Origin of the sequence: Devosia sp. UYZn731, from assembly GCF_040546795.1 — a bacterium.
GTDB lineage: Bacteria > Pseudomonadota > Alphaproteobacteria > Rhizobiales > Devosiaceae > Devosia.
The window spans coordinates 297,721-324,311 of record NZ_JBEPOL010000008.1; the positions used below are offsets into that span (position 1 = coordinate 297,721).

The 26,591-nt window shown below is 62.8% G+C and carries 26 protein-coding genes; 19 read left to right on the top strand and 7 right to left on the bottom strand.

Annotation, left to right across the window (positions count from 1 at the left end):
* The first annotated feature begins 17 nt into the window (after positions 1-17).
* The 6 genes from ABIB57_RS20625 to ABIB57_RS20650 all read left to right on the top strand — a co-directional run bounded on the left by ABIB57_RS20625 (position 18) and on the right by ABIB57_RS20650 (position 6,719).
* Entirely contained in the window at positions 18-2,117 is a 2,100-nt protein-coding gene (locus ABIB57_RS20625; protein WP_354043123.1) for an ADP-ribosylglycohydrolase family protein, read from the top strand.
* A 78-nt stretch (positions 2,118-2,195) separates the two neighbouring features.
* On the top strand, positions 2,196-3,254 hold the full coding sequence (locus ABIB57_RS20630) for an ABC transporter ATP-binding protein (RefSeq protein ID WP_354043124.1): 1,059 nt from the start codon (positions 2,196-2,198) through the stop codon (positions 3,252-3,254).
* A complete protein-coding gene (locus ABIB57_RS20635; protein ID WP_354043125.1) occupies positions 3,254-4,459 on the top strand; it encodes a CaiB/BaiF CoA transferase family protein in 1,206 nt (401 codons plus the stop codon). The genes ABIB57_RS20630 and ABIB57_RS20635 overlap by 1 nt, the downstream gene beginning before the upstream one ends.
* Positions 4,456-5,280: an HpcH/HpaI aldolase/citrate lyase family protein gene (locus ABIB57_RS20640; protein ID WP_354043126.1), complete on the top strand. Its 825-nt coding sequence runs from the start codon at positions 4,456-4,458 to the stop codon at positions 5,278-5,280. The genes ABIB57_RS20635 and ABIB57_RS20640 overlap by 4 nt, the downstream gene beginning before the upstream one ends.
* 302 nt (positions 5,281-5,582) lie before the next feature.
* Positions 5,583-6,257, top strand: a complete 675-nt coding sequence (locus ABIB57_RS20645; RefSeq protein ID WP_354043127.1) for a dienelactone hydrolase family protein — start codon at positions 5,583-5,585, stop codon at positions 6,255-6,257.
* Between the two features lie 9 nt (positions 6,258-6,266).
* Positions 6,267-6,719 (top strand): hypothetical protein, encoded by a 453-nt coding sequence (locus tag ABIB57_RS20650; protein ID WP_354043128.1) that lies wholly within the window; start codon positions 6,267-6,269, stop codon positions 6,717-6,719.
* On the opposite strand, the gene ABIB57_RS20655 is transcribed toward ABIB57_RS20650, so the two are convergent.
* From ABIB57_RS20655 to ABIB57_RS20685, 7 genes are all read right to left on the bottom strand, one after another.
* A complete protein-coding gene (locus ABIB57_RS20655) occupies positions 6,716-8,119 on the bottom strand; it encodes an HD-GYP domain-containing protein (protein ID WP_502914438.1) in 1,404 nt (467 codons plus the stop codon). The genes ABIB57_RS20650 and ABIB57_RS20655 overlap by 4 nt on opposite strands.
* A gap of 84 nt (positions 8,120-8,203) precedes the next feature.
* Positions 8,204-8,956, bottom strand: coding sequence for an SDR family NAD(P)-dependent oxidoreductase (locus tag ABIB57_RS20660; RefSeq protein ID WP_354043130.1), 753 nt, complete (start codon positions 8,954-8,956; stop codon positions 8,204-8,206).
* Between the two features lie 66 nt (positions 8,957-9,022).
* The gene (locus tag ABIB57_RS20665) at positions 9,023-10,021 is read right to left on the bottom strand and encodes a substrate-binding domain-containing protein (RefSeq protein WP_354043131.1); all 999 of its coding nucleotides are present in this window, start codon (positions 10,019-10,021) and stop codon (positions 9,023-9,025) included.
* A gap of 47 nt (positions 10,022-10,068) precedes the next feature.
* Positions 10,069-11,058, bottom strand: coding sequence for an ABC transporter permease (locus tag ABIB57_RS20670; protein ID WP_354043132.1), 990 nt, complete (start codon positions 11,056-11,058; stop codon positions 10,069-10,071).
* Positions 11,055-12,041, bottom strand: coding sequence for an ABC transporter permease (locus tag ABIB57_RS20675; RefSeq protein WP_354043133.1), 987 nt, complete (start codon positions 12,039-12,041; stop codon positions 11,055-11,057). The genes ABIB57_RS20670 and ABIB57_RS20675 overlap by 4 nt, the downstream gene beginning before the upstream one ends.
* Complete coding sequence (locus ABIB57_RS20680; RefSeq protein WP_354043134.1) at positions 12,038-13,555, bottom strand: sugar ABC transporter ATP-binding protein; 1,518 nt, start codon at positions 13,553-13,555, stop codon at positions 12,038-12,040. Before ABIB57_RS20680 ends, ABIB57_RS20675 begins: the two co-directional genes overlap by 4 nt.
* A complete protein-coding gene (locus tag ABIB57_RS20685; RefSeq protein WP_354043135.1) occupies positions 13,552-14,583 on the bottom strand; it encodes an aldo/keto reductase in 1,032 nt (343 codons plus the stop codon). Before ABIB57_RS20685 ends, ABIB57_RS20680 begins: the two co-directional genes overlap by 4 nt.
* A 153-nt stretch (positions 14,584-14,736) precedes the next feature.
* Here ABIB57_RS20685 and ABIB57_RS20690 point away from each other — a divergent pair, with 153 nt between their 5' ends.
* From ABIB57_RS20690 to ABIB57_RS20750, 13 genes are all read left to right on the top strand, one after another.
* The gene (locus ABIB57_RS20690; protein WP_354043136.1) at positions 14,737-15,618 is read left to right on the top strand and encodes an amidohydrolase family protein; all 882 of its coding nucleotides are present in this window, start codon (positions 14,737-14,739) and stop codon (positions 15,616-15,618) included.
* Between the two features lie 8 nt (positions 15,619-15,626).
* Entirely contained in the window at positions 15,627-16,418 is a 792-nt protein-coding gene (locus tag ABIB57_RS20695; RefSeq protein ID WP_354043137.1) for a FadR/GntR family transcriptional regulator, read from the top strand.
* A gap of 7 nt (positions 16,419-16,425) precedes the next feature.
* Entirely contained in the window at positions 16,426-16,743 is a 318-nt protein-coding gene (gene rhaM / locus ABIB57_RS20700; RefSeq protein ID WP_354043138.1) for an L-rhamnose mutarotase, read from the top strand.
* A complete protein-coding gene (gene rhmD, locus ABIB57_RS20705) occupies positions 16,740-17,924 on the top strand; it encodes an L-rhamnonate dehydratase (RefSeq protein WP_354043139.1) in 1,185 nt (394 codons plus the stop codon). Before rhaM ends, rhmD begins: the two co-directional genes overlap by 4 nt.
* Before the next feature lie 120 nt (positions 17,925-18,044).
* A complete protein-coding gene (locus ABIB57_RS20710) occupies positions 18,045-18,848 on the top strand; it encodes an ATP-binding cassette domain-containing protein (RefSeq protein WP_354043140.1) in 804 nt (267 codons plus the stop codon).
* Between the two features lie 59 nt (positions 18,849-18,907).
* Complete coding sequence (locus ABIB57_RS20715; RefSeq protein ID WP_354043141.1) at positions 18,908-19,963, top strand: sugar ABC transporter substrate-binding protein; 1,056 nt, start codon at positions 18,908-18,910, stop codon at positions 19,961-19,963.
* Positions 19,964-19,975: 12 nt separating this feature from the next.
* Positions 19,976-20,965 (top strand): ABC transporter permease, encoded by a 990-nt coding sequence (locus ABIB57_RS20720; protein WP_354043142.1) that lies wholly within the window; start codon positions 19,976-19,978, stop codon positions 20,963-20,965.
* Complete coding sequence (locus ABIB57_RS20725) at positions 20,962-21,960, top strand: ABC transporter permease (RefSeq protein WP_354043143.1); 999 nt, start codon at positions 20,962-20,964, stop codon at positions 21,958-21,960. The genes ABIB57_RS20720 and ABIB57_RS20725 overlap by 4 nt, the downstream gene beginning before the upstream one ends.
* Positions 21,961-21,997: 37 nt before the next feature.
* Positions 21,998-23,188, top strand: a complete 1,191-nt coding sequence (locus tag ABIB57_RS20730; RefSeq protein WP_354043144.1) for an enolase C-terminal domain-like protein — start codon at positions 21,998-22,000, stop codon at positions 23,186-23,188.
* An 18-nt stretch (positions 23,189-23,206) separates the two neighbouring features.
* Positions 23,207-23,980: an IclR family transcriptional regulator gene (locus tag ABIB57_RS20735; RefSeq protein WP_354043145.1), complete on the top strand. Its 774-nt coding sequence runs from the start codon at positions 23,207-23,209 to the stop codon at positions 23,978-23,980.
* A 9-nt stretch (positions 23,981-23,989) separates the two neighbouring features.
* Complete coding sequence (locus ABIB57_RS20740; RefSeq protein WP_354043146.1) at positions 23,990-24,292, top strand: L-rhamnose mutarotase; 303 nt, start codon at positions 23,990-23,992, stop codon at positions 24,290-24,292.
* A 24-nt stretch (positions 24,293-24,316) separates the two neighbouring features.
* The gene (locus ABIB57_RS20745) at positions 24,317-25,234 is read left to right on the top strand and encodes a dihydrodipicolinate synthase family protein (protein WP_354043147.1); all 918 of its coding nucleotides are present in this window, start codon (positions 24,317-24,319) and stop codon (positions 25,232-25,234) included.
* 2 nt (positions 25,235-25,236) lie between these two features.
* On the top strand, positions 25,237-26,265 hold the full coding sequence (locus tag ABIB57_RS20750; RefSeq protein ID WP_354043148.1) for an aldo/keto reductase: 1,029 nt from the start codon (positions 25,237-25,239) through the stop codon (positions 26,263-26,265).
* Positions 26,266-26,591: the final 326 nt, after the last annotated feature.

Here is a 26,591-nt window from a genome sequence, read left to right on the forward strand (position 1 = left end):
TAGACGAAAGACCGCTCATGCTCTCCGAAGTTCAAATCCTCGAAAAAATCTATGCCGGCTTTATCGGCAAGGCCATCGGCGTGCGCCTGGGCGCCCCAGTGGAGCCCACCATCTGGAGCTATGAGCGCATCCAGAAGACCTATGGCGAGGTGACGCAGTATCTGCGTGATTTCAAGAATTTCGCGGCTGACGACGATACCAATGGGCCGGTTTATTTCATCCGGGCGCTGCGGGACTATGGGCTGAATGCGACCGCCGCCGATGTGGGCAGAACCTGGCTCAACTACGCGGCTGAAGAGCATGGCATGTATTGGTGGGGCGGGTTCGGGGTCTCCACCGAACACACTGCCTATCGCAATCTGCGGGCCGGCATCCCGGCGCCGCAGTCCGGCTCGATTGCGCAGAATGGCGCAGCAGTGGCCGAACAGATCGGCGGGCAGATTTTCATCGATAGCTGGGGCTGGGTGAACCCGGGCAATCCGGCCAAGGCGGCGCAGATGTCGGCGATGGCGGCGAGCGTTGCCCATGATGGCGACGGGCTCAACGGCGCGCGGTTCTGCGCGGCGGCGATTGCGGCAGCGTTCGAGGCCGGCAGCATCGACGAGATCGTGGCGGCGGGGCTGGGCACGATCGAGGCGGGCTCGACCTATGCGCGGGTGGCGCAGGCGGTGATCGACTTCTTCAAGGCCAATCCGGATGACTGGCGCGCCTGCCGCGACATGCTGACGGCGGAGTGGGGCTATGACCGCTATCCGGGCGTCTGCCACATCATCCCCAATGCCGGCGTGACGGTGATGGCGATCCTCTACGGCAAGGGCGACCTGCCGCGCACCGTCGAGATTGCCACGATGGCGGGCTGGGACACCGACTGCAACGCGGGCAATGCCGGAGCGATCGTGGGGACATTCCAGGGGCTGCAGCCGGGTTGGGACAAGTATCGCAAGCCGATCAACGACTTTTTGGTGGCGTCGGGCATCGTGGGTTCGATCAATATCGTCGATATCCCGAGTTTTGCGCGGGAGCTGACGGTGCTGGCGCTGCAGCTCGCCGGGCGTGATGTTCCGGCGCTGTGGCTGGAAGATATGACGCGGCGCGGGGTGCGGTTCGATTTCGACCTGCCGGGTTCGACACATGGCTTCCGCACCGAGGGCTTCAACCAGATTTCGCTCAAGGGCGGCACGGAGCGTCATACCGAGGACTCGCGCGGGTCGCTGGAAATCCAGCTCGACCGGCTGGAGCGAGGGCAGGGCGGCCGGGTGTTCTGGAAGCCGTTCTATCGTCGCAGCGATTTCGACGATGAGCGCTATCGGCCGATGTTCACGCCGCTGGTGGATGGCGGCCAGAAGGTCAGCTTCAAGCTGTGGCTCGACCCATGGAATGGCGATGGCAATCTGCGGATTGCCCCCTATGTGCGCCGCACGATGAGCGGGGCCATCGAGGAGACGGGCGCCTGGGACGTGCCATCCAGCGAAGGCTGGCAGCATTATGAGTTTGTCGTGCCGAAAGGTGACGAGGCGATCGACGAGATCGGCATTTCGATCGAGTACTTCGGCCGCCTCAAGTATCTCGGCCGACTCTTCCTCGCCGATTTTACGATCGGCGGCGCGGGCAGGACTGCCCTCCTGCCCGCGACAGAAATCCAGGAATGGGGCGCCATTTCGCGCTTCACCTATAATCGTGGCCACTGGACCAAGCAGAATGACCGTATCCACGGGCATACGGCCGGGGACGCGGACATGTGGACCGGGCATTATTACGCTCGGGATTTAACATTGACGGCGGATGTGCAGCGGCTGTCGGGCGTGTCGCAACTGGTGACGGCGCGGGTGCAGGGGACCGGACGGTTCTATGCGGCCGGGTTCGATGGCGACGAGGTGGTGATCCTCAAGGAGGATTTTGGGTCCACCGTGCTGGCCAGCGCCCCGTTCGCAGTGGAGACGGGCAAGAGCTACGAGTTCAAGTTTGCGCTCGAGGGCGAGCGGCTGGTGTTCTCGGTGGATGGCAAAGTGCTGCTGGAGACGACGGATGCGTCCTACGCCTATGGCATGAGCGGCATCCGGCTGGCGTCGGCGGGGCGGATCAGTGTTGGACGGATCGAGATCGTCGAGACGGCGTAGGCAACGAAAGGCCCACCACCGGACGCTGTGCGTCGACCTCTCCCCGAAGGGGCGAGGTGAGAACAGGAAGGACAGAAGATGTCTGAAATCGAGCTCAGGAATGTCGGCAAGAACTACGGCAATGTCAGTGTGCTGGACGATATCTCGCTGGAGATGGGGGACGGCGAATTCGTCGTCCTCGTCGGGCCGTCGGGCTGCGGTAAGTCAACGCTATTGCGGATGATCGCCGGGCTCGAGGACATCAGCTCCGGGCAGATCACCATTGGCGGCAAGGTGGTCAACAACATGCCGGCCAAGGAACGCGACCTGGCCATGGTGTTCCAGAATTATGCGCTCTATCCGCATATGAAGGTTGCCGACAATATGAGCTTCGCGCTCAAGCTGGCGGGCGTTGCCAGGGCGGAGATCAAAAAGCGCGTCGATGAGGCGGCGGAAATTCTGGGGCTGGAAAAGCTGCTCGACCGGTTGCCGCGCGAACTTTCGGGCGGTCAGCGGCAGCGCGTGGCGATGGGGCGGGCCATCGTGCGCAATCCGCGGGCGTTCCTGTTCGACGAGCCGCTGAGTAATCTGGATGCCAAGCTACGCGTCAAGATGCGCGGTGAAATCAAGCGGCTGCATCAGCGGCTGGGCAAGACGATGATCTACGTCACCCACGACCAGACCGAGGCCATGACCATGGCCGACAAGATCGTGGTGCTGAATGGCGGCAATATCGAGCAAGCCGGCGCGCCGCTGGAGCTGTACAATAATCCGGTCAACCTGTTCGTCGCCAGCTTCATTGGCTCGCCGGAGATCAACCTGTTCAATGTCGGGTATGACGGCGGCTCGGACGCGACGCTGGCGGGTGGGCAGACGCTGCCGCTCGGAGCGCCGCTGGAGGTGACCGCGGGAACCGGCATCGTCTATGGCATCAGGCCGCAGCACATTACGCTGGCGCAAACCGGCGTTCCGGCCACTGTCCTTGTGGTCGAGCCCACCGGGGATGCGCAAGAAGTGCTGGCGCGGATTGGCGAGCAGGACGTGTCCATCGTGGTGCGCGACCACAAACTGCTGAGCCCGGACGAGCTTATTCATCTGCATATCGATCCGGCCAAGGTGATGCTGTTTGAAAAGACGGCCGGCACGCGGTTGCGCTGATGCATGGCGAGGCAAAGCACTACGATCCTGCCGCCAAGGGGCCACTGAGCGGCATCCGGGTGCTTGATCTGTCGCGGTTGATGGCGGGCAATATGCTGAGCCTGCAATTGGCGGATTTCGGCGCGGATGTGATCAAGGTGGAGAGCCCCGACGGCGATCCGCTGCGCGACTGGAAGGATGATGGGCACTCGCTGTTCTGGAAAACCTATGGCCGCAACAAGCGCTCGGTGGCGCTGAACCTGCGGCACGCTGCGGCCATGGAGGCGCTGTGGGCGATGATCGATGGGGCCGATGTGTTCATCGAGAATTTCCGGCCGGGGACGCTGGAGACGATGGGGTTGGCGCCCGAGGCGTTGCTGGCGCGCAATCCCGACCTGATCGTGGTGCGGATTTCGGGGTTCGGGCAGACCGGGCCTTATGCGCAATTGCCGGGGTTCGGCACCATCATCGAGGGCATGAGCGGCTTTGCGGATCGCACGGGTTTCCCGGATCGCGAGCCGGTACTGCCGCCGCTGGCGTTGGCGGATATGATAGCGGGGGTTTATGGCGCCTCTGCCACCACGATGGCGCTGTTTGCCCGGCAGGCGGGGACGGTGCGTGGGCAGGTGATCGACCTGTCGCTGCTGGAGCCGATGTTTTCCATTCTGGGACCGGAAGCGGCAATCCATCAGGTGACCGGCAAGATCAAGCAGCGCGCCGGCAGCGCCTCCAATACTGCCTCGCCGCGCAATGTCTATCGCTGCGCGGATGGGAAATATCTGGCGCTGTCGGGCTCGACGCCGGCGGTGGCGCGGCGGATTTTCGAGACGATCGGGCGAGCCGACATGAATGACGATCCGCGCTTTGCGACCAATTCGGACCGGGTGAAAAACCGCGCTCTGGTGGACGAAGCGATCGGCGCGTGGTTTGCGACCCGCAAAAGCGCCGAGGCGCTGGCCATCATGCGCGAGGCAGGGGCCACGGCGGGGCCGATCTACAACATTGCCGATGCCATGGCAGACGCGCATTTCGATGAGCGTGAAATCATCGTCGATGTGGATGATGCGCAATTCGGCACGTTGCCGATGCACAATATCGTGCCGCGACTGTCGGCGACGCCCGGTGTGTGGCGGTTGCCGGCACCGGAGATCGGACAGCATACGCATGAGGTTCTGGCCGAAGCCGGGCTGGACGAAGCGGCGATTGCTGCGGCGGTGACGGCATGATGCGCTCGCTGCTCTATGTGCCTGCCAGTTCCGAGCGCTTCATCGCCAAGGCGCATGAGCGCGGCGCCGATGCGATCATTTTGGACCTGGAAGACTCCGTGTTGCCAGCGGACAAGCTGAGCGCTCGCGCGGCGCTGGCTGAGGCGGTGCCGGGGGTGGGCCGCAATGGTGCCAAGGTGTTCGTGCGCATCAATGCGGATGCCGATCTGATGTTTGCCGATGCCGAGGCGGCATGCCGGGCGGGGGCTTTTGGGCTCTATGTGCCCAAGGCGCGGGAGGCGAGGACTTTTGCCGACCTAGCGACGTTCCTGCGCACGATCGAAGCGCCGCTGCGGCGGGCCGAGATGGGGTTCGTGGCGCTGATCGAAGACCCGGGCGCGGTGCTGGATGCGCGCCTGATCGCGCGGGCGCCGCGCGTTATGGGGTTGAGTGCGGGTGGCGAAGACCTGGCGCTGGCTTTGGGCGCCGAGCCGGTGCCGGAAGTGCTACGACTGCCCAAGCTGTTGATCCATTACGCGGCCAAAGCGGAGGGCCTGCTGTCGTTCGGGATGCTGCGCTCGACTGCCGATTACGCCGACCACGAGGCGATCACTGAGGCGGCACGCGAGGCGCGAATGCACGGGTTCGATGGGGCGACTTGCGTGCATCCGGCGGTGGTAGCGTTACTCAATGATGGGTTTTCGCCGAGTGCGGTGCAACTGGATTGGGCCGAAAGAGTCGTGCAGGCGGCGCGGACGAATGCGGGAAGCTTCGTCATCGATGGCCGGATGGTCGATGCGCCGGTGGTGGCTCGGGCAAGGCGGATCCTCGGAGTCGAATAGGACAACCACATCCACCGGCCTGTCCCGCGGACTTGATCCGCGGGTCGCTCGCCGCCTGTGCCGGACTGAGAGCGGCCCGCGGGTCAAGGCCGCGGGAAGGACCGGTGGGTGGGAGAGATTGTGCGAGAGCCCGGCATATCTCAAAATGGGTGGCCGCTCGCATCAGCGGTCAAGTTTGCGCGAGCGCGGCAATCGCAAGGGTGTGGACGGCTGGTTTGGCTGGCGGAGTTTCTTTTGGAGCGGTAGAGACTTGGGCGAACCGGGGTTGCGGTAGACCCTGGAATAGGAGCAAGGGACAGACCATGGGTGAGCGGATCAAACTGACGTCGGGCGACGGCTTCGTATTCAACGCCTATAGGGCGGCGCCCGCTGGCACGCCCAAGGGCGCCGTGGTGGTGATCCATGAAGTGTGGGGGCTCAACAATTTCGTGCGTACCGAAGTGGAGCGCTATGCTGCCGCCGGCTACCTGACCATCGCGCCGGCGCTGATGGATCGGGTCGAACTGGGCTACGAGAGTGAAGACTACGGTCCGACCGGCTTCGCGCGCATCGGCGAGCTGATGAAGAGCTTCAACCAGGCTACGGCGTTGCCGGATGTCGAAGCGGCGGTAAAGGCTGTGGCCGGCGCGGGCAAGGTGGGCATTACGGGCTATTGTTTTGGCGGCGCGACCTCGTGGCGCGCGGCGCATGCCGGCCTCGGGCTGTCGGCGGCCTCGGGCTATTATGGTGGCGGGCTGCTCAATTATATCGACCTGGCGCCAAAGGTGCCGACCGAGATGCACTATGCCGAGGCCGATCATGGCATTCCGCTGGAGCAAGTCGAGGCCTTGCGCCAGCGCTATCCGGACATGGGGATTTATCTCTATCCTGGCGACCATGGCTTCTGCAATTTCGACCGGGCCGAGAAGTATAATGCGGCCAGCGCCAAGCTGGCGAACGAGCGGACACTGGCCTTTTTCGCCAAGCATCTGGCGTAAGCAGCAGTGATGCTTGAGGCGCAATTTGCGCTGATGCTTGAGGAGCATCGCCACAGTCTTGCCGCGCCGCTATCGGTGCGCAAGGTACTGCTGGTGGCGGTGTTGCTCGACCATTTCGCCGATCGGGTGTTTGCGCAGTTTCGCGATGCGCCGGAACGAGTGTTTGGCGCGCCGGATGTGCTGGCGTGGCGGGCTGAGCTGGCGGCGCGGTCGGCGGCGGTGGGACTGGTGGGCGAACTGGCCTCGGGCCGGCATGACGGCGCCATGCTGCGCGTCGACGCGATCACGGTGCCAATCGCCGATTATCCGGCGCTCGCCGTTGAGGACTATATGGTCAGCCTCTATAACCAGAACAGTGTGCAGCGGGTGCTCATCGTCCGGCGCGATGGCAGTACGGTGCTGGCGCATGAGGTTCTGGCCTCTGCCCTAGACTATTGGGGCGAGGCCGACTGGTACGCTTAGGCGGCGGAGCGTTCCATTTGCGCGATGCCGCGTTGCAGGGCATCGAGGCAGAGCGGATCAATGGATATGCCCAGCCCTTCGGTCATAATCTCGAAGGCTTTGGACACCGGCAGCGGTCCGCGATAGGGGCGGTCGGCGGTGAGGGCGTCAAAAATATCGGCGGTGGTGACGATGCGGGTTTCGAGGCCGAGTTCGGTTTCGCCAAGGCCGCGCGGATAGCCCTTGCCGTCGAGGCGCTCGTGGTGGGCGCCAGCGATCACGGCCAGGTCCTGGAAGGCGGCGATACGTGAGAGGATGGTTTCGCCCAAGGCGGGGTGTTGCTTGATGGCGGCCCATTCGTCGTCATCGAGTTTGCCGGGCTTGTCGAGCACACTGTTGGAGACGCCGAGCTTGCCGATATCGTGCAGCAGGGCGGCGCGTTTGAGCCATCGGCGGCGCTGGGGAGTGAAGCCCAGTTCCTCGGCGATCATATCGGCGAACAGGGCGACGCGGTCGCTGTGACCGCCGGTGAACGGGCTTTTGGCATCGATGACCTGGGCAAAGCCCGCGGCTATATCGTCGAGATAATCCTCGTCGACATGGCGGGTCAGGGCTGCGGGTTCCAGCGCAATCACGGCTTCGGACAGTGTGTCGGAACTCAGCATGGCCCAGAAGCCGGGCTGGTCATCAACCAAGCCAAAAGCCATGACGAGGGCGGGGTCGAACCAGCTGCCGGCCCGAAGCTGCACTTCGGCGAGGGCGGCGGCGGGGCCGGCCTGGGTGTGGAACACGTCGGCCACCTGCGCCAGCAGCGCGATGCGGGCATAAAGGGAAATGGTTTCCCCGATCAGGCCAACCGGCTGGCCCTTGCCGTTCCAGTGTTCATCAAGATCGAGAATGCCGCGCTGGACGGGTTCGGAAAAGCGCATCTGGCGGGCAATGTCGGCGCCGCGATGGCACCGGGTTTCGATCAGTTCGCGGGAGATTTCGCCGCCGTTGCGGGCAATATTGATGATTGCCTGAAATCGTTCGGCCAGACCGGAGCGCGTGCCCGTATTGGCGATAACGAAGCGCAGGATTTGCGGCAGGCTGTCATTGACGCTCTTGTAGCCGCGTTTGAAATCGAGATCGTCGGTCAGGTAGAGCTTGCAGATGCGCGCGGCATTGGAGCTACAGCCGATATCCTTGAGCAGGAGTGTATAATAAAGGTCGGACAGCTCCTCGGGGGAGAGCTGCAATTGCATGCCCAGATGCATGCCGATCCAGCAGGAGCGCAGGGAATGTCCCGGCGGCTGGCCTTCGGTGATATCGAGGGCGAAGCTGAGCGCGCCGACGACTTCGGACAGATGGATGGTCTGTGAATTGTCGGGGAGCGTCACGGCCAACTCTTCGCGTTCGGCACGGCGGCAGGCCGGTGCCATCAGGAAGAGTTAGTTCTACGCAAAAATACCTAAGGAGCGGTTCGTCAGACTGGTAAAGAAAAGGGCGGCAAAAGCCGCCCGTTCTCAATAGGTGGCGCGACCGCCGGAGAGGTCAAAGACCGAGCCGGTGGTGAAGGAATTTTCGGCGGTGGCGAGCCAGCAGATCATCGAGGCGGCTTCGCTGAGTTCGAGCATGCGGCCGCGGGGGATTTTGCCCAGGATCATTTGCAGGAAGGCCGGGTCCTGGCTCAAGGCCATGGTGGTCTTGGCGACGGCGGGGGTCACGGCATTGACGGCGATATCGTATTTGGCCAGCTCCTTGCCTAGCGATTTGGTCAGCGCGATGACGCCGGCCTTGGTCGAGGAATAGGCCGAGGCATTGGGATTGCCTTCCTTGCCGGCGACCGAGCTGAGATTGACGATGCGGCCATAGCCGGCGGCGATCATGTGGGGGACCACGGCGCGGCAGACGAAGAAGGTGCCGACGAGGCCGATGTGGACGACGTCCATGAAATCCTTGGTCGGATATTCCCATAGCGGGGCATTGGGGCCGACGATGGCGGCATTGTTGATCAGGATATCGATCTTGCCGAAGCGGGCCAGCACGGCGGCGACGGCGGCATCGACCGAGACCATGTCGCCGATATCGGCGCGCAGGGCGATGAGCTTGCTATCCTCGCCATATTTGGCGTTCAGCTCGGCCAGCAGTTTTTCGTCGCGATCCCAGATGGCGACGGAGCCGCCATTGGCGAGGATGAGTTCGGCAACCGTCAGGCCGATGCCCTGACCGCCCCCGGTGATGATGGCGGTGCGGCCGGCGAAATCATAGGTGTTCATGGCAAATGTCCGGATTGAAAGAGAAGGGCGCCGGCGAGGCCGGCGCCCAGGTTCGGCAGAACGGCGTTAGAAGTTGAAGTCGTCGATGTTCTCGGGGGTGAAGGTGGTCAGCTCGGCTTGGGTATTCATCGCGTTTTTATCGGCGATGGTAATGGTGCCCAGGTTCGGAACCTCAAAGGTGCCGCCGACTTCGTTCTTGATGGTGCCGCCGACGACGCCGACCGCGAAGTGCGCTGCCAGCCAGCCTTCATTGTAGGGCGACCAGAGCTGGAAGGCGGAGACGGTGCCGTCTTTGATGAAATCGCGCATTTCACTGGGCAGGCCCAGACCCGTGACGTGCACAGTCTTGGCGAGGTTGCGCGACTGGATGACCTGCGCAGCGGCGGCGATACCCACGGTGGTGGGCGCAATCACGCCAACCAGATTTGGGTAGTTCGACAGCAGGGCTTCCATTTCGGTGGTCGACTTTTCGGGCTGGTCATCGCCATAGACGGTGGCGACCAGGTGCATGTCCTTATACTTGGCGTCGTTCTTGAGCGTGTCGTTCATCGCCGCGATCCAGGTGTTCTGGTCGGGGGCTTCGGTGGTGGCCGAGAGGATGGCGATATCGCCCTTGTAGCCGATCATCGAGCCCATCAGCTCGACCTGGTTGGGGCCGGTCTTGGTGAAATCGACCGGCAGGATGGTGGCGTCGCGGTGGCTTTCATTGCCGACGAGATCGCCGTTCACGGTCAGCACGAGAATGCCCTTGGCCTTGGCAGTATCGAGCACCTGATTGAGCGCATCGGGGCTGTTGGGGGCGATGGCGATGACGTTCACGCCGCGCTGGATTTGCGCTTCGATGAAGGGGATCTGCGAGGTGGCTTCGGCGGTGGCCGGGGCGACGAATTCGAATTCGCAGCCGAGCGACTTGCAGGCATCCTCGAAGCCGCCGGTGATGCTGTCGAAATAGGGATTGCCGGTGTTCTTGCCGATATAGACGATCTTGATGGGGTCGGCGGCATAGGCGGTGGTGACCATGGCCATGCTGAGAGCAAGCCCGGTGAGTAGCGTTTTCTTGAGCACTTCTGTTCCTCCTCAGTGTGCCGGTTTTTCCCCGGCGGAATAGCCCGTCACCGCTGGGTGCGGGAATAGATGAAATTGGTGGCGATGATGGAGACGATCAGCAGCACGCCCTGAACGACGAGCTGGACGGACGGCGGGACATTGGCGACGGTCATGCCGGTGGAGACGATGACCAAGAGCCAGGCGGCAAGGAAAGTGCCCAGAATGGTGCCCCGCCCGCCGAAAATGTAGGTGCCGCCGAGCATGGCCATCAGCACCATCTGGAGCTCGCCGCCGAGGCCCAGATCGTAGCGGACCGAGCCGAGGCGCGAGGCGGTCATCAGGCCGGCGGCGGCGCTGACGAGACCCATCAAGAGGAACAGGCTCATCTTGATGCGCTGGCTGCGAATGCCGGCATGGCGCGCGGCGACTTCATTGGTGCCGATCTGGTAAATCTGGCGGCCGAAGATGGTCATGGACAGGACCACGCCCAAAATGATCGAGGCGATGATGAAGATCAGCACGGTCAGCGGAATGCCGGCGATCAGCACGGTATTGATGCCGATGAACCAATCGGGCACGCGGATGGATTTGTCGCCGGCAATGACCTGGGCGAGGCCGCGATAGAGCGTCAGCGTGCCGATGGTGACGATGATGGATGGGATTTGCAGGCGAATGACCATGAAGCCGTTGATGGCGCCCATGACGAGGCCGGCGAACAGGCCGATGGCTATGGCCAGTGGCATGGGGATGCCGGCCTGTTGGGCGAAGGCGAAGAGGCAGGCCGAGAGCGCCATATTGGCGGCGGGGGAGAGGTCGATCTCGCCGGCGATGATGATCATGGTCAGCACCAGCGCGACGATGGCAAATTCGGCCGAAAGCGTGAAGCTGCGCAGGATATAGCCGACATCGAGGAAGTAGGGCGAGAGGAGGCTCGCGCCGAACAGGGCCGCGATCAGCAGCACCAGCGTCATGGTTTCGGGGCGGATGACGATGACCTGCCAGCGGGGGCGGGCGGGGGGCAGGTCGCGCGTTGCTGGGGTGTGGATGGCGCTCATGCGCGGGCCCTCGTCAGGCTCTTTATGCCCTGCTGGCGAACTGTGCGGTCGATGAGCAGGGCGATCAGGATGACGGCGCCGTAGATGGCGCTTTGGGTGGTGCCGGGAATGCCGAGCAGGGGCAAAGCGGCGGCGACGCAGCCGAGCAGGAGGACGCCGAGAATGGTGCCGAGCACCGTGCCGACGCCGCCATTGATGGAGACGCCGCCGATGACCACTGCTGCGATCACCTGAAACTCGAAGCCCGAGCCGGTATTGGACGGATTCACGAAACCCCAGCGGCTGGCATAGAGAATGCCGGCGAGGCCGGAGAGTGCGCCGGAAATCGAGAACACCAGCAGCGTGACGCGGGTGACGGCGACGCCGCGCAGGGGGGCGGCGACCGGGTTGGAGCCGAGGGCGAAAATCTGCCGACCGACGCGGGTGTGCATGACGAAAATGTAGGTCAGCAGCGCCACGCCGAAGCTGATGAAGATGATCCACGGAATGCCGAAAATCGGCGATGTCTGCGACATGGATTTGAGCGCGGTGGGGACGTATTGGCGGTCGATCTGCTTGGCGTTGGAGACGATGTAGGTCAGGCCGCGATAGAGATTGAGCGTGCCTAGGGTGACGATGATCGCTGGCAAGCGGAACAGCGTGACCAAGAAGCCATTGATCAGGCCGAGCAGCGCGCCGGTGCCGATCGAGACCAGAAAGCCGATGGGCCACCAGATTTCGGGGTGAAACTTGAACATCATGCCGGTGACCATGGCCGAAAAACCGAGCATGGAGCCGATGGACAGATCGACATGGCGGGCGACGATAACCAGCATCTGACCCATGGCGCCGATCAGGATCAGCGGGATCAGCAGCAGGACGATGCGCAGGCTATCCAGCGTCAGAAATTGCGGTTTCTGCGTGCCGACGGCGAGGCAGAAGAGGATGATCATCACGAGGATGCCGGCTTCGCGCCTGAGCAGGATATTGCGGAGGGCGGTCATGCGGCCACTCCGGCGCGGGCGGTGCGGGGCACGGCTGCACTCATGATGGTTTCCTGGGTGGCCTCGGCACGGGCAATGTCGGCGGTGAGCCGGCCCTCGGACATGACGAGGATGCGGTCGCACAGCGCCAAGAGTTCGGGCAATTCGGACGAGATCAGGAGGATGGCGCGGCCGGAGGCGGCAAGGTCGCCGATCATGTCGTAGAACTCGGCCTTGACGCCGATATCGATGCCGCGGGTCGGCTCGTCGAGGATGAGGACGCTAGGATTGGTGAGCAGCCAGCGCGCGAGGATGGCCTTTTGCTGGTTGCCGCCGGAGAGTTCGCCGATGGGCTGGCGCAAGGAGGCGAGTTTTATGCTCAGCTTGCGTACGGATTCTTGCGCCAAGGCCTTCTCGACGGCGCGGCGGATGAAGCCGGTGGGGGCTATCTGCTTGGGGACGGCGGCGGAGATGTTTTCCTCGACCGACAGGGTGCGGAAAATGCCGGCGGCGGCACGGTCTTCGGGGACGAAGGCGAGGCCGAGATCGATGGCCTGCGCTGGCTCGGTGATGCTGACGCGCTTGCCGGCGACGGTGACGGTGCCGCTGGTGGCCGGGGCGACGCCGAAAATGGCGCGAGCCACATCGGTGCGGCCGGCGCCAACGAGGCCTCCAAGGCCGACGATTTCGCCTTTGCGGACTTCGAAGCTGATGTCGTGGAACACGCCCGGCAGCGTCAGGCCTTCGACCTTGAGCGCGATATCGCCAATTTCAGCGCGGGCCTTGTGGCGGAATTCCTTGAGCGGTCGGCCGATCATCAGGCGGATGATGTCGGCATCGGTCAGGTTGCCGATGGTGTCGGTGGCGATCTTGTTGCCGTCGCGGAAAATGGTGACGCGGTCACAGAGGGCGCGGACTTCTTCGAGCCGATGCGAGATGAAGATGATGGTGCGGCCTTCATCGCGTAGGCGGCGGGCGATGCCGAACAGGGTCTCGACTTCCTTGGGCGTTAGCGGCGCGGTGGGTTCGTCCATGATGATGAGGCGGCTGTCGGACGCCAAAGCCCGGGCGATTTCGACCATTTGCTGATCGGCGATGGAGAGGCCACGCATCGGCTTGGTGACGTCGATACGTACGCCGAGCAGGTCCATCAGTTCGCGGGCATCGCGCGTCATCTGGCTCCACGGCACTCTGGCGAACCAGCCGCCATCGCCGCGACCGAGTACGAGATTTTCGGCGACCGACAGATCGGGGAAGGAAATCGGCTCCTGATGGATCAGGGTGATGCCGAGCTTTTGGGCGACGATCGGGTTGAGAATATCGACCGTCTCGCCATTCATCGTGATCGTGCCGCGCGAGGGGCGATGCACGCCGGCCAAGATTTTGGCGAAGGTGGATTTGCCGGCGCCGTTCTCGCCCAGCAGCGCATGGATTTCGCCGCGCTGCAGGTCGAGGTCGACATCGCGCAGCACATCGATGGCAGCGAAGTGCTTGGAGATACCGCGGGCGCTGATCAGGGGCATGGTGTCTGTCATGGAGCGGGCACCGGGGCCTCGGCCTCAAGCAGGCCCTGCGTTTTGAGGTCGGACCAGAATGCGGCCGGGATTGATACTGAGAGCGCCGCCACGTTCTGGCGGACTTCCTCGGGGCCGGAAGCGCCGGGGATGATCGAAACAACCGCAGGGTGCGCGAGGGGGAATTGCAGGGCGGCGACCGGCAGGCGCACATTGTGCGTCGCACAGACGGCCTCGATAGCCTGAACCTTCTGCTGCACGTCGGGCGAGGCCGCGCCATAGGCGTACATGGCTCCGGCGCCGGAGCCGGTGACCAGGATGCCGGAGGCGAAGGGTGCGCCGATGATGACGCCGACGTTCCGCTCGAGGCAAAGCTGCATATCGGTATGCAGGATGGTCTGGTTGAGCAGGGTATAGGGCATGGCGACGATGGCGAAGTCGACGTCGATTTCGCTGAGCTTGCGGCCGAGATCGCCGGGGATATTGTTGCCCAGGCCAATCGACTTGATATCGCCGTTGGCCTTGAGCTCGGCCAGCGCCTTCATGCCGCCGCCGGTCAACTGCTTCATGTAGAAATCGACCTGATCGGGTGTATGAAACATCGTGTCGATGTCGTGGATGGTCAGGGAATCGACGGTGTTGAGCGCGAGGCGCTGCAGCAGCTGCTCGTAGGAGCGCATGATGCCGTCATAGGTATAGTCGAACACCACATCGAAGGGCAGGCCGCCGGTCCACGGCGCCGTGCTGAAATTGGCCGGATCGGCAGGGCGCGTCAGGATGCGGCCGACCTTGGTATTGATGGTGAATTCGGCCCGCAGCTTGGTGCGCAGGAACCCGCCTAAGCGATGCTCGGACAGGCCGCGGCCATACCAGGCGGCGGTGTCATAGGCGCGCACGCCAATGTCCCAGGCGGCGTCAAGAGTGGCATCGGACTGCGCCTCGGTGAGCTTTTTGTAGAGCTCGCCGAGATGGGCCGCGCCAAAGCCGAACACCGGCAATTCGAGCGCAGTGCGGCCGATGCGGCGACGGTCCGATAGTGACAACGGCATTGCTTGAACCTCCTCCGGACGACCGATCACAGCTCTGCGGCCGCCTTGATCGAGGCGAAACTTGTCAGACAAAAATAAGTTTGACAAGTTCTAAAGTTGTGCCATTTCTGGCGGCGAGTTCAACTTGACGCTAGCGGGCGTGGGACGACACCGATGCCGAATTTCCCTATCATCGATACGCACCTGCACATCTGGGATCACAGCCGGCTGGCCTATGCGGGCTTCGTGGGCGATCCGCTCTTCGGCCGCGATTATCATGTCGAGGATTATGCCGACGCGCTGGGCGATGTTGAGGTCGAGGCCATGGTGTTCCTTGAATGTTATGCGGACTTCACCCCGGTGGGCGGGCAATATCTGGAAGAAGTCGCCTTTGTCGAAGAAGAGGCGCTGCGCGATCCGCGGCTGAAGGCGATCGTGCCGATGGCGCCGCTGGAATGGGGCGCGCGGGTCGAGCCGATGCTGCAGCAGATGGCCAGCGCGCATCCCAGCGTGCGGGGCATTCGCCGCATCGTCGAATTCGATGCCGATCCGCGAGCGCTGACCTTGAGCGCCAATTTCATCGAGGGCGTGAACCTGCTCGAGAAGTTCGGGTTTCACTTCGAGATCAACGTCAATCACACGCAGATGGATATCGTGCGCGAGTTCGTGCACCGCGTGCCCAACGTAAAACTGATCCTAGATCACTGCGGCAAACCGGGGATTGCGGAGGGGGCGATCGCGCAGTATCGCGAGGATGTTGCGGAGCTAGCGCAGCATCCGAACCTGTGGATCAAGCTGTCGGACTTGCCGGTGGAGGCCGACAAGAAGAACTGGATGGAAGCGGATTTGCGGCCGTTCATCGCGGCGACGCTGGAGAGCTTTGGGGTGGAGCGGACTATTTATGGTGGCGATTATCCAGTGTGCCTGCAAGCGACGACGCTGCCTCGCTGGGTGGAGGTGCTCGATAATGCCTTCGCGAGTCTGGGGCTGAGCGAGGCCGATACCCGAAAGATCTATCGCGACAATGCCAATTGTTTTTATCGACTCGGGCTTTAGGGCGCAGCATGGCCAAACCCATCGCACAGGTCTTTGAAGACGGTCCGGTCCTGGGGAGCGATGGCTTGGCCGACGAGACCGGCCAGGATTTTGGCGGCGTGACTCTGGAGCGCAAGTCGCTGGCCGAGCAAGTCGCCAATCGCATCATGGCGATGATCAAGAGCGGCAATCTGAAATCGGGGGATAAGCTGCCCACCGAGGCGCAGATGGGCATCGCCTTCGGCATTTCGCGGCCGCCTTTGCGCGAGGCGCTGAAGGCGCTGACGCTGATGGGCGTGCTGGTGAGCCGGCAGGGCGGGCGCTACACCGTCACCGATTTGACGCCGAGCCGGCTGGTCGCGCCGTTCAATACTATTCTGTCGGTCGCTGAATATGACGTGCACAAGCAGTTCGAGGCCCGCACGGTGGTCGATCTGGAACTGGTGCGGCTGTGTGCGCTACGCGCGATGCCGGAGCTGCGGCAGCGCATTCATAAGCTGGCCGTCGATGGCAAGGCGTTTCAGCACGATCCGGTGGCGTTCCGACTGCTGGATATCGAGTTCCACCAGGCCATCAATGGCGGCGCGGCCAACGAGCTGTTATCGGCGCTGGCGCAGGTGCTCTACGACATGGGGCTGGATGTGCGGCGGACGGCGAGCGAAGTGCCCGGGGTGATTTCGCATAGTGTCAGCCAGCATATCGCGGTGGCCGATGCGCTGGTCGCGGGTGATGCCGACGCGGCAGTGGCCGCCTATCGGGCGCATCTCGAACATGTCCGCGACACCACTATTCAATCCATGGAAGCCGGCAAACTTCAGTAGGGTCAAAATGTCAGAACGTATCGCCTTTCGCATGAACCTCAATCCCGGCCAGACCGCCGAATACGAAAAGCGCCATGACGAGATTTTCCCCGAGCTGTCCAAGGCGCTTAAGGATGCGGGCGTGTCGGATTATTCGATCTGGCTTGATCCTGAGAGCAACCACCTGTTCGGCATCCTGACCCGCACCGACGATCACACCATGGATCGCCTCCCCGAGACGGAAATCATGAAGCGCTGGTGGAAGCACATGGCCGATGTGATGGAGACCGACGCGAACAATGTGCCCACGCAGGTGGGGCTGAAGCGCGTGTTCCTGCTGCCATGAGCGCGGCGTTCCGCATCAAGGATCTGCGGGTCTATACGATCAAGCCGACGGCCAAGGCGGGGACCTATTTCAAGCCCGGCCTGTCCAATCACTGGCTGGTGGACTCGCTGATTTCCAACCCGATGTCGGGTTATCCGGCGTATCGCGAGAAGCGGTCGAGCTGGGGTATTGGGGTGCTGGGCGCGCTCGTGGTGGAGATCGAGACCGAGGACGGCACGGTCGGCGTGGCGACCGGCAGCGGCGGCGCGCCGGCGGCGTGGTTGATCAAGCATCACTTTGCCCGCTTCGTGGTGGGCCAGGATGCGCGCAACCTCAATCTGATCTGGGACCAGCTTTATCGCGCCACACTGCCCTATGGGCGCAAGGGGCTGCCGATCATGGCGATCAGCGCTGTCGACTTGGCGCTGTGGGATCTGGTGGGCAAGGTTCGGAGCGAGCCGGTGTATAATCTCATCGGCGGGCTCAGCCGCGACGAGATCACCTTTTACTGCACGGGCCCGGCGCCGGATGCGATCAAGGCGCTCGGTTTCTGGGGTGCCAAGGTGCCATTGCCGCATAGCCATTTCGATGGCGAAGATGGGCTGCGGGCCAATGTGGCATTCCTGGCGGCGCATCGCGCGACGGTCGGGCCGGATTATCCGCTGATGGTCGATTGCTACATGTCGCTGACGGTGGACTATGCCATCCGGCTGGCGGAGGTGTGCAAACACCTCAATATCCATTGGTGGGAAGAGGTGCTGTCGCCCGAGGATATCGAGGGGTTCCGCGCCATCAAGCACGCGCACCCCACCATCAAATGGACGACCGGCGAGCACGAATACACCCGCTACGGCTTCCGGCGGCTGATCGAGGAGCGCACGCTCGATATCGTGCAGCCGGACGTGATGTGGGTCGGCGGGATGACCGAGCTGCTCAAGATCGCAGCGCATGCCTCGGCCTACGACATCCCTGTCGTGCCGCATGGCAGCGGGCCCTATTCCTATCAGTTCATCGCCAGCCAGCCGGGCCCGGCCTTCTGCGAATATGTCGCCGCCAGCCCCGATGGGCGCACCATCATGCCGGTGTTTGGCGACCTGTTCGAAGGCGAGCCGATTCCGCAGAACGGCAAGCTGAAATTGTCGGAAGCGCCCGGTTTCGGTATGGTTCTCGCCGATCGCGACGTGCTGGACGCCGTCGTCTAGCACGTCCCATTAGTCTTTGGTCTGAGACGCCACAGGTGCCTTGACACCCAGCCTCCTCGCGGTTTAGCGTTCTATATATGGTACGAGTGTTCCAAATATGGAACATCAGGAGGCGTACTTATGGATGACCTGCTGTCTCAGCCTGTACTCGAGGCACGGCACATTGCGCGGCATTTCGGTGCCGTCATTGCGCTGGCCGATGCCTCGCTAACCTTGAATAAAAACGAAGTGCTGGGGCTGGTCGGCGACAATGGCGCGGGCAAGTCGACGCTGCTGAAAATCCTGTCCGGCATCATCAGCGCCAGCAGTGGCGAGGTGCTCGTCGATGGCACGCCGATCCAATTGCGCCGCGCGCAGGACGCCATGGATGCGGGGATCGAGACGGTCTACCAAGACCTGGCGCTGGTCGACACGATGACCGCCTACCAGAACGTCTATCTGGGGCGCGAAGAGATTTCCAAAAACCCGGTGGCGCGGTTCTTCAACCTGGTCGACGACCGGCAGATGCGGCAACGGGCGCGCGAAGTGCTCGATAGCCTGCAGGTCAAGATTCCCTCGATCAATGTCACGGTCAAAGGCATGTCGGGCGGCCAGCGCCAGTGCCTCGCCATTGCCCGCGCGCTGCTCTGGGGCCGCCGCATCGTCATCCTCGACGAGCCGACTGCGGCGCTGGGGGTGCGCGAAACCGGCCAGGTGCTCGATGTGATCCGCGAACTGCGCAAGCAGGATGTCAGCGTGATCATCGTCAGCCACAATATGCAGCAATTGATGTCCGTTGCCGACCGCATCACCGTGATGCGGCTGGGCCGCTCGATTGCCACGCGCACCGTCAAGGATACGCAAGTGTCCGAAATCGTCGGCCTGATCACCGGAGCCATTCCGGGCGATCACCAGCAGGAGGCCGAGACAGCTCTTCCCGCCTAGAACCGGATAACCGGCAGCGCGGGACTTTACGGACTTATCGCACCCTTGAGGAGGAACCCATGCTGCGTCGGTCTCTGCGCGTCATCGCCATGATGATGCTTACACTCGTGCTTGCCGCCGCCGGCTTTGCCGGAACGGTCTCGGCCCAGGATAAATTCAAACTCGGCATGGCCGTTGGCGGCAATACCTGCTGCGAATGGATGAAGGCACAGGGCGATGTTGCCCGCGCGCTGGCCGAAAAGAATGGCTGGGATTATGTCGAACTTTCCAACAACAACGATCCAGCAACGGCACTGAAGAATGCACAAATCTTTGTGCAGGAAGGCGTCAATGCCGTCATCCAGTTCAATGGTCAGCCGACCGCCAACCCGGCGATCGCGGCCGTCCTGAAGGCCGCCAATATCCCGGTCGTCACCTATGATATCGCCGATCCCGGCATGTATTTCGTCGGCATCGACAACCTTGCGGCCGGCATCGCTGGTGGCAAGCAGCTCGGCGAGCTGATCAAGGCCAAGTGGGACTGCAATCCCGACCTGGTGATTTCGGCGGAAGGGGCTTCGGCAGGCATCGTCAACGAATGGCGCACCGGTGGCATGCGCACCGGCCTCAAGGAAGTGTGCCCGGATATTCCGGACGCCAAGTATGTGTCGTTCGAAAGCCAGGGCGACGCTGCTGTCGGCCTGCCGGCTGCCCGCGATCTGCTGGCGGCTCACCCAGATGCCAAGACCATGGCCGTAGTCGGTCTCAATGACGGCGGCGTGCTGTCGCTGATCAATGCCGCCGAACAGCTTGGCCGCGCCGATGGCGTGATCGGCTGGGGCCAGGACGGCGCCTTCATCACCGGCGACAATGTCAATCCGCACCTGGCGGGCTCGGTGTTCTACTTCCTCGAAGGCTATGCCGTTTACGCCATCAAGGACGTGATCGGGCCGATTGCGGCTGGCACCGTTCCTGCGCTCAAGGCCGATGCCGGCGATCCGGCATCCAAGGTGCAGCCATGCCCGGTTTCGGCCGAACAGGCAAAATCGGTGCCCGATATGGCGGCCCGCGTCACGCAACTGCTCGCGGCCCCGACCGGGACCACCGAGTACGAACTGTTCTGCCCGAACAAGTAATCGAGTAACCAGATGTCCCTCGATCAAACCATGCCAGCCTCTCCGCCAGCCATGACGCTGCAGGTGCGGTTCCACGGTTGGGGCACCGGGCTCATGCTCATCGTCGCGTGGCTGCTGCTCATCGCAGCCACCGGCATATACCGCGCAGATTTCATCTCGCATCAGACGCTGCTCGCGGTGGCTTTCACCATGTCGATTGTCGGCGTGCTGTCGATCGGGCAGGGGCTGGTGGCCATCTCCGGCGGCTTCATCGATCTTAGCCAGCCGGCGGGGATGATCACCGCGAGCCTTGTGGCGGTGCGGTTGTCCGAAGCCGGGATGCCGCTTTGGGTGGTGATCATCGGGGCCATCCTGACTGGGATGGCATGGGGTGCGTTCAACGCCTGCATCATCGTTTTCGCCAAGCTCAATCCGGTGATCGTGACGCTGGCGACCAATTTTATCGGCCTTGCGGCTTTGTTCCTGGTGTTCCAGCTCGCCGAAGTGCCTCAGCGCAGCGAGATTTATGCGTTTGGCCGCGCCAGCTTTCTGGGACTGCCGGCGATCTGGTGGCCGATGGTGGCGCTGGTGCTGGTGGTCGGCTTCATGCTGCCCCGTACGCGCTATGGTCGGCGCGCCACGGCGGTCGGCGGCAATCGCATGGCGGCACGGGCGCGCGGCATTTCGCTCAAGGCGACACGCTTTGCCATCTTCACGGCGGCCGGTGGTTTTGTCGGCTTCGCGGCCGTGCTGTTCGCAGCGACCAGCGGCCCGTTCAATCCGGGCTCGGGCAGCGCCATGCAGCTCAATATCATTGCCGGGGTGATCCTGGCGGGGATTTCGCTGGCGGGTGGGCGCGGCAATTTCTGGATGCTGCTGCTCAGCGTCGGGTTCCTGTCCACCATTCCAACCTCGCTGGTGTTCTTCGGGCTGTCCTCGGACACGCAGTCGATCTTCCAGGGCCTGATCCTGATTATCGCCGTCGCCATCGATGGAATGCGGGCGCGAAGGGGCACTCCATGACCGATCTTGCCGCCAAGCGTGACACCTATGTCATTCCCCACCATCCGGTGCGCGAGCTGCTGACCGGATCGGTGGCCAGCATCGCGCTGACCTTTATCGTTGTACTCGCGGTGGGGCTGATCTGGGTCGGCCCGAAATTCCTTAGTTTTGGCAATATTTCGATCATGGGCTCGTTCCTGATCGTGCCGCTGATCGTGGGCGCCTTTGCCGGCTTTGCGCTGCTATCGGGCGTGGTGGATTTGTCCATCGGCTCGATGGTGGGGTTTTCATCGGCGCTGTTCGCGCTGTTCCTGACTTTGGGTTGGGACCCTTGGGCCGCTGCCCCGGTGACGCTGATTGCCTGCCTAGGATTTGGCGGGATCAATGCCATTGCCATTGTGGGCTTTGGTGCCGAAGCCATCGCGGCGACATTGGGCATGCTGGTGGCGCTGCGCGGCATCACCTGGGTGCTGCTCGGACCACAGGGCTCGATCTTCTCGTTCAATCCGGGGCTGTTTGCGCTGGTCAACCAATCGGTGTTCGGACTGCCGTTGTTCTTCCTGCTCGCCGTCGTGTTAACGCTGCTTACATCGTTACTGGTGGCAAAGAGCCGCCTTGGCCGCCACGTGCAGGCGGTGGGTGGCGATGACCGGGCGGCGGCGCGGGCCGGTATTTCGGTGAAGCGGGTGCGGGTGATTGCGCTGTTGTTGAGCGCTTTCGGCGGCGGGCTTGGCGGCATCGTCTTTGCCGGCCAGTTGGGTAGCGCCGCGCGCGCCACCGGCGTGGGTCTCGAGTTCCAGGTTTATGCGGCGCTGATGATCGGCGGCTATTCGATCCTGAGGGGCGGTGTCGGCAATCCCATCGGCGGGGCGCTGGGCCTTTTGGCGGTGGCCGGGGTGTCCAACATTCTCGATCTGCGGGCGATCAGTCCCTACTACGTCAACATCATTGTCGGCCTGCTGCTGCTGGCGGCCGTTCTGCTCGACCGCTTCCGTGGCGGCGACGCTTACGAATAATTTTCAATCCAAAGCTCGCTTCGAAAGGCGCATTGCCGTGAAAATCACCGATATTCGCATCAAGACGTTCCGCACCTATGCCGATCGCTGGGACGTGGGCCATGCGCTGCCCGTGCCCAAGGCCGATCTGATGCAGACCATCCTGGCCATCGAAACCGATGCCGGCGTCACCGGCTATTATCTGGGTGGCGGCTCGCACGGCGATGCCGAAGGGCTCAATATCGTCGATCAGCAGATGATCCGGGGTCGTATTTTGCCGCTGCTCAAGGGGCAGGACCCGCTCGACCGCGAAATGGTGTGGAAGTGGTTGTGGGTCAACAATACGCCCGAGAATGTCGCCAGCGTCATCGACAATGCGCTGTGGGATCTGGCGGGCCGCGCCTTCAATACCCCGGTCTATAAGCTGATGGGCGGCGCCGGGCGCGAAAAGGTCAAGGCCTATGCCTCGACCTATCCCAATATCGGCAAGCCGCACGTCTATGCCGAGCACGCGCTGGCCTGCAAGACTGAGGGCTATCAGGCCTACAAAATCCATCCACATTACTTCTGGAATCCCGAAACCGGCCAGCCGACGCCCGGTCGCCCGAGCAATATCAAGGCCGATATCGAGACCTGCCATCTGGTGCGCGAAGCTGTAGGCCCGGACTATGTGCTGATGTTCGATCCCTGGGGGACGTATATGAGCATGGAGGAGGCCATCCAGGTCGGGCGCGAGCTGGAGAAGCTCAACTTCTATTGGTACGAGCATCCGATGCCCGAATACCGCACTGAGAGCTATGTGAGGCTATCGCGCGAACTCTCGATCCCGATCCTGTCGCCCGAAATCATCGCGGGTGGCGTGTTTTCGCGCGCCGAGTGGATTTTGCGCGGGGCCGGTGACATGAGCCGCATCGACGTGGTGCGCGGCGGCATTACCGGGGCGCGCAAGACGGCCATCGTCGCTGAGGCCTATGGCCTGCGCTGCGAAATGCACATGGCGGGCTGGGGCAATCTGCAGGTGATCGGCGCGACTTCCGAGGACACGTCGGAATATTATGAGAAGGGCCTGTTGGCGCCCGGCGTCGATTATGACGCGCCGCATCCATACCTCAAGAACACCTGCGACAAGATCGATGCCGAAGGCTACGTGCACATGCCCACCGGCCCCGGCATGGGCTATGAAATCGAGTGGGACTATATCGACGACAACCTGATCGATCCCTTGGCCCTGGAAAAGAAGTTCTGGTAGCGGGGAAGATCAGTCGCAATGTCGAGCATCAAGCGATCAGTGCAAGTGATGGACCTTTTGGCGCGCAAGAGCCCTTTGGGCGTGCGCGCCATAGCGACCCAACTGGCTTTGCCACTGGGGTCGGTGCATCGCTTGCTGCTCGACCTCGAGGAGGAGGGCATTGCCGAACGGACCGCCGATGGCGAGTGGGAGCTGTCGTTCCGGCTGCTGGAAATCACCGGCAGCCAGCTCGAACGGATCGAACTGCCGCGGCTGGCCCGGCCCCATGCCGAAAAGATCGCGCAGGCGACGGGCGAGACCGTCAACCTCAATGCGCTGAGCGGGCGCAACGGCGTGTGCATCGACAAGGTGCGCGGCAATGAGGGCATGCAACTCGATATGCGGATCGGCTCGCGCGGGCCGATGCATTGCGGGGGGGCCGGCAAGGTCATGCTGGCCTATATGGCGCCTTCGGAGCAGGCCAAGGTGTTCGAGCTGCCGCTGGTGGCGCTGACGGCCAAGACCATTACCGATCTCGATGTGCTCAAGGCCGAACTCGTGCGGATCAAGGCGCGCGGCTATTCGATCGACGACCAGGAGGTGGTGATCGGGGTCTATTGCGTCTCGGTGCCGATACTCGATCGTAATGGCCATCCCGCCGGCTCGATGAGCATTACCGGTCCATCGGTCAAGGCGCCGGGCGAGGCCATCATACCCAAGGTGGCGCTGCTGAACGAGGCCTGCGGCGCGGTCAGTCGGCGCATCGGTTATCTGGGCGATTGGCCGCTGCTGGCCCAGCCGGTTGTGGCTTAGGGGGAAACGATGCGGCATGCATGGGTGATGAAGCTCAAGCCCGGTAACGAGGCGATCTACAAACAGAAGCACGACGAAATCTGGCCCGAAATGCTCGACCTGATGGCGCGCAGCGGCACCCGCAACTTCTCCATCTATCGCTATGGCATCCTGCTGTTCGCCTATCACGAACTCGACCAGCCTCCCGTGCCCGACGCCCCGATCGATCCCATCGTGTGGAAGTGGTGGGAGATGATGGTGCCCTACATGGAGACCAATGCCGACTTCTCGCCCTGGCAGGAGCCGCTCGAGGAAATGTTTCACGCCGACTGACGATCCAATTTTCAGAGAGTTTTGATGTCCCTTCCCATGCTGCACGGCGTCGTCCCCATCCTCGTTACTCCGTTTTTCGAGGATGGTCGGATCGACGAAGAGAGTCTGGCCAATCTGGTCGAGTTCAACATCGCGGCCGGCGTGCATGGGCTGGGCGTGGCGCTCGGCAGCGAGATCTTCAAGTTCAACGAAGCCGAGCGCGAGCAGGTGACACGCTGCGTCATCGGCGCGGCGGCCAAGCGGGTGCCCATGGTCATCAATAGCGGCGCCGCGGGCACGGACCTGGCGGTATTCTATTCCAAGGCCGCCGAAGCTGCCGGCGCCGATGCGCTGATGGTCATCCCGCCCTCGTTCATGCCGGTCAGCGCCGAGGAGATTTTCGACTATTACACCGCGATCGACCGCAATGTGGGCATCCCGATCATCCTGCAGGACGTGCCGCAGGGGCCGGTGCCGCCGGGGCTGGCGCTGCGCATCGCCGACGCCTGTCGCAATGTGCAATATATCAAGGTTGAAACGCTGCCGGTGACCAGCAAGGTGGCTGCCATGGCGACGGTCGCGGGCGAGCGGCTGACCATATTCGGCGGCGCGGGTGGCAGCTATTTCATCGAAGAATTGCGACGCGGCGCGCTGGGCACCATGCCGTTCTGCAGCCAGCCGGCCGATTTCGTGGCTGTGTGGGATGCATTCCAGGCCGGCGACGAAGTCGCGGCGCGAGACCATTTCGACCGAACCATCATGGCGATCAACCGACTGGGCAACCAGGGCGGCGATATCTTCTACTTCATGCACAAGGAGTTACTGGTCCGCCGCGGTGTCATTCGCACCCCAATAGTCCGCAGTCCGACCACCTTCATCGATGCCGTGACGGCCCGCGAGATCGAGGAGTTACTATCCCAGATCGTGCCCACCAAAGTGCCGTTCGGCCAGTTCGCGGCGTAGCGATGGACCCGTTCCAACAGCGGCAGCTCGGCCGCACGGGGGTGACGCTGCCGCAGATCGGCTTTGGCGGTGCGCCGCTGGGCAATCTGTTTGCAGCGGTCAGCGACGCCGATGCGGTTACAACGATGGAGGCCGCCTGGGCCGAGGGCGTACGCTATTACGATACCTCGCCCTGGTATGGCCGCGGCCTCAGCGAACGCCGCATGGGCAATTTCCTGCTCAACCAGCCACGGTCGCAGTTCCGGCTGTCCACCAAGGTGGGGCGCATCTTCACCGCGCCAGCCGATCCGGAAGCCTTTGCCAAGACGCAACGCTCCTGGCCTGAGGGGCTCAAGTTTCAGCATCACTACGACTATTCCTATGACGGGGTGATGCGCTCCTATGAGGATAGCCTGCAGCGGCTGGGCCTTAATCGGATCGATATGCTGCTGATCCATGATCTCGATCTGGCCAATATGGGGTCCGAGGCACTGCTGGCGGCGCATCTGAGCCAATTGGCGGCCGGCGGGATGCGGGCGCTAGAGGAGCTGAAAGGCGATGGCCTGATCGGCGCCATCGGGGCAGGGGTGAACCGGCTCGGCACCATTCCACGCTTTCTCAACCTGCTCGACCTCGATTTCTTCCTCGTGGCGCTGCCCTACACGCTGGCCGAGCAGCCGGTGCTGGACGAGGAATTTCCGCTATGCGAGCAGCGTGGTGTTGGGCTGGTCGTCGGCGGCGTGTTCGCCTCGGGTATTCTGGCAACCGGCGCGGTGCCCGGCGCCAAGTACAATTATCACGAGCCATCTCCGGCGGAGGCCGAGCATGTGAGGCGCATAGAGACGGTGTGCGCACGATACGCAGTGCCCCTGGCCGCGGCGGCGCTGCAATTTCCGCTTCACCACCCTCTTGTCGCGTCGGTGATTCCAGGCGCGCTGCATCCGTCCCAGGTCGGCCGCAACATTGAATCCATGCGCCATCCAATTCCGGCCGCGCTTTGGGCCGAACTGAAACAGGAGGGGCTGTTACGCGCAGACGCCCCAACACCGTAGGGTCTTGGGCGAGTTATCCACACGGCCCCGTGCGGCGAATCTGGAAAAAGTCAGTTTTGTCATTTTGTAGGCTTTACAGGTTCGGCGGGTGTCCCTATAACCCGGCTCATCGCTGGAGACCGCGGCGCCGCAAGGCCCGCAGCGACCGGCAAGCTTCTGAAGTTGCTAAGAAATTGGTGCTGATGAGGTGGGAAGTTCGAAGTGATTTGAGCTTTCCGGTTTTGAGTTTTAACGGTGTTGAAACTTGAAATTGGGTGTTGACAGACTTCGGTGTGTCGCTTACATCCAGCCACGTTGACGACGTTGAGCTTCTGGCTCCCACTGTT

Bases quoted from the DNA above. Each gene is read 5' to 3' on its own strand.
- ABIB57_RS20675 (WP_354043133.1), bottom strand. From the start codon at position 12,041: ATGACCGCCCTCCGCAATATCCTGCTCAGGCGCGAAGCCGGCATCCTC.
- ABIB57_RS20735 (WP_354043145.1), top strand. From the start codon at position 23,207: ATGTCGAGCATCAAGCGATCAGTGCAAGTGATGGACCTTTTGGCGCGC.
- ABIB57_RS20690 (WP_354043136.1), top strand. From the start codon at position 14,737: ATGCCGAATTTCCCTATCATCGATACGCACCTGCACATCTGGGATCAC.
- rhaM (WP_354043138.1), top strand. From the start codon at position 16,426: ATGTCAGAACGTATCGCCTTTCGCATGAACCTCAATCCCGGCCAGACC.
- ABIB57_RS20670 (WP_354043132.1), bottom strand. From the start codon at position 11,058: ATGAGCGCCATCCACACCCCAGCAACGCGCGACCTGCCCCCCGCCCGC.
- ABIB57_RS20640 (WP_354043126.1), top strand. From the start codon at position 4,456: ATGATGCGCTCGCTGCTCTATGTGCCTGCCAGTTCCGAGCGCTTCATC.
- ABIB57_RS20635 (WP_354043125.1), top strand. From the start codon at position 3,254: ATGCATGGCGAGGCAAAGCACTACGATCCTGCCGCCAAGGGGCCACTG.
- rhmD (WP_354043139.1), top strand. From the start codon at position 16,740: ATGAGCGCGGCGTTCCGCATCAAGGATCTGCGGGTCTATACGATCAAG.
- ABIB57_RS20695 (WP_354043137.1), top strand. From the start codon at position 15,627: ATGGCCAAACCCATCGCACAGGTCTTTGAAGACGGTCCGGTCCTGGGG.
- ABIB57_RS20745 (WP_354043147.1), top strand. From the start codon at position 24,317: ATGTCCCTTCCCATGCTGCACGGCGTCGTCCCCATCCTCGTTACTCCG.
- ABIB57_RS20750 (WP_354043148.1), top strand. From the start codon at position 25,237: ATGGACCCGTTCCAACAGCGGCAGCTCGGCCGCACGGGGGTGACGCTG.
- ABIB57_RS20685 (WP_354043135.1), bottom strand. From the start codon at position 14,583: ATGCCGTTGTCACTATCGGACCGTCGCCGCATCGGCCGCACTGCGCTC.
- ABIB57_RS20680 (WP_354043134.1), bottom strand. From the start codon at position 13,555: ATGACAGACACCATGCCCCTGATCAGCGCCCGCGGTATCTCCAAGCAC.
- ABIB57_RS20630 (WP_354043124.1), top strand. From the start codon at position 2,196: ATGTCTGAAATCGAGCTCAGGAATGTCGGCAAGAACTACGGCAATGTC.
- ABIB57_RS20660 (WP_354043130.1), bottom strand. From the start codon at position 8,956: ATGAACACCTATGATTTCGCCGGCCGCACCGCCATCATCACCGGGGGC.
- ABIB57_RS20625 (WP_354043123.1), top strand. From the start codon at position 18: ATGCTCTCCGAAGTTCAAATCCTCGAAAAAATCTATGCCGGCTTTATC.
- ABIB57_RS20715 (WP_354043141.1), top strand. From the start codon at position 18,908: ATGCTGCGTCGGTCTCTGCGCGTCATCGCCATGATGATGCTTACACTC.
- ABIB57_RS20655 (WP_502914438.1), bottom strand. From the start codon at position 8,119: ATGGCACCGGCCTGCCGCCGTGCCGAACGCGAAGAGTTGGCCGTGACG.
- ABIB57_RS20720 (WP_354043142.1), top strand. From the start codon at position 19,976: ATGTCCCTCGATCAAACCATGCCAGCCTCTCCGCCAGCCATGACGCTG.
- ABIB57_RS20725 (WP_354043143.1), top strand. From the start codon at position 20,962: ATGACCGATCTTGCCGCCAAGCGTGACACCTATGTCATTCCCCACCAT.
- ABIB57_RS20740 (WP_354043146.1), top strand. From the start codon at position 23,990: ATGCGGCATGCATGGGTGATGAAGCTCAAGCCCGGTAACGAGGCGATC.
- ABIB57_RS20710 (WP_354043140.1), top strand. From the start codon at position 18,045: ATGGATGACCTGCTGTCTCAGCCTGTACTCGAGGCACGGCACATTGCG.
- ABIB57_RS20650 (WP_354043128.1), top strand. From the start codon at position 6,267: ATGCTTGAGGCGCAATTTGCGCTGATGCTTGAGGAGCATCGCCACAGT.
- ABIB57_RS20645 (WP_354043127.1), top strand. From the start codon at position 5,583: ATGGGTGAGCGGATCAAACTGACGTCGGGCGACGGCTTCGTATTCAAC.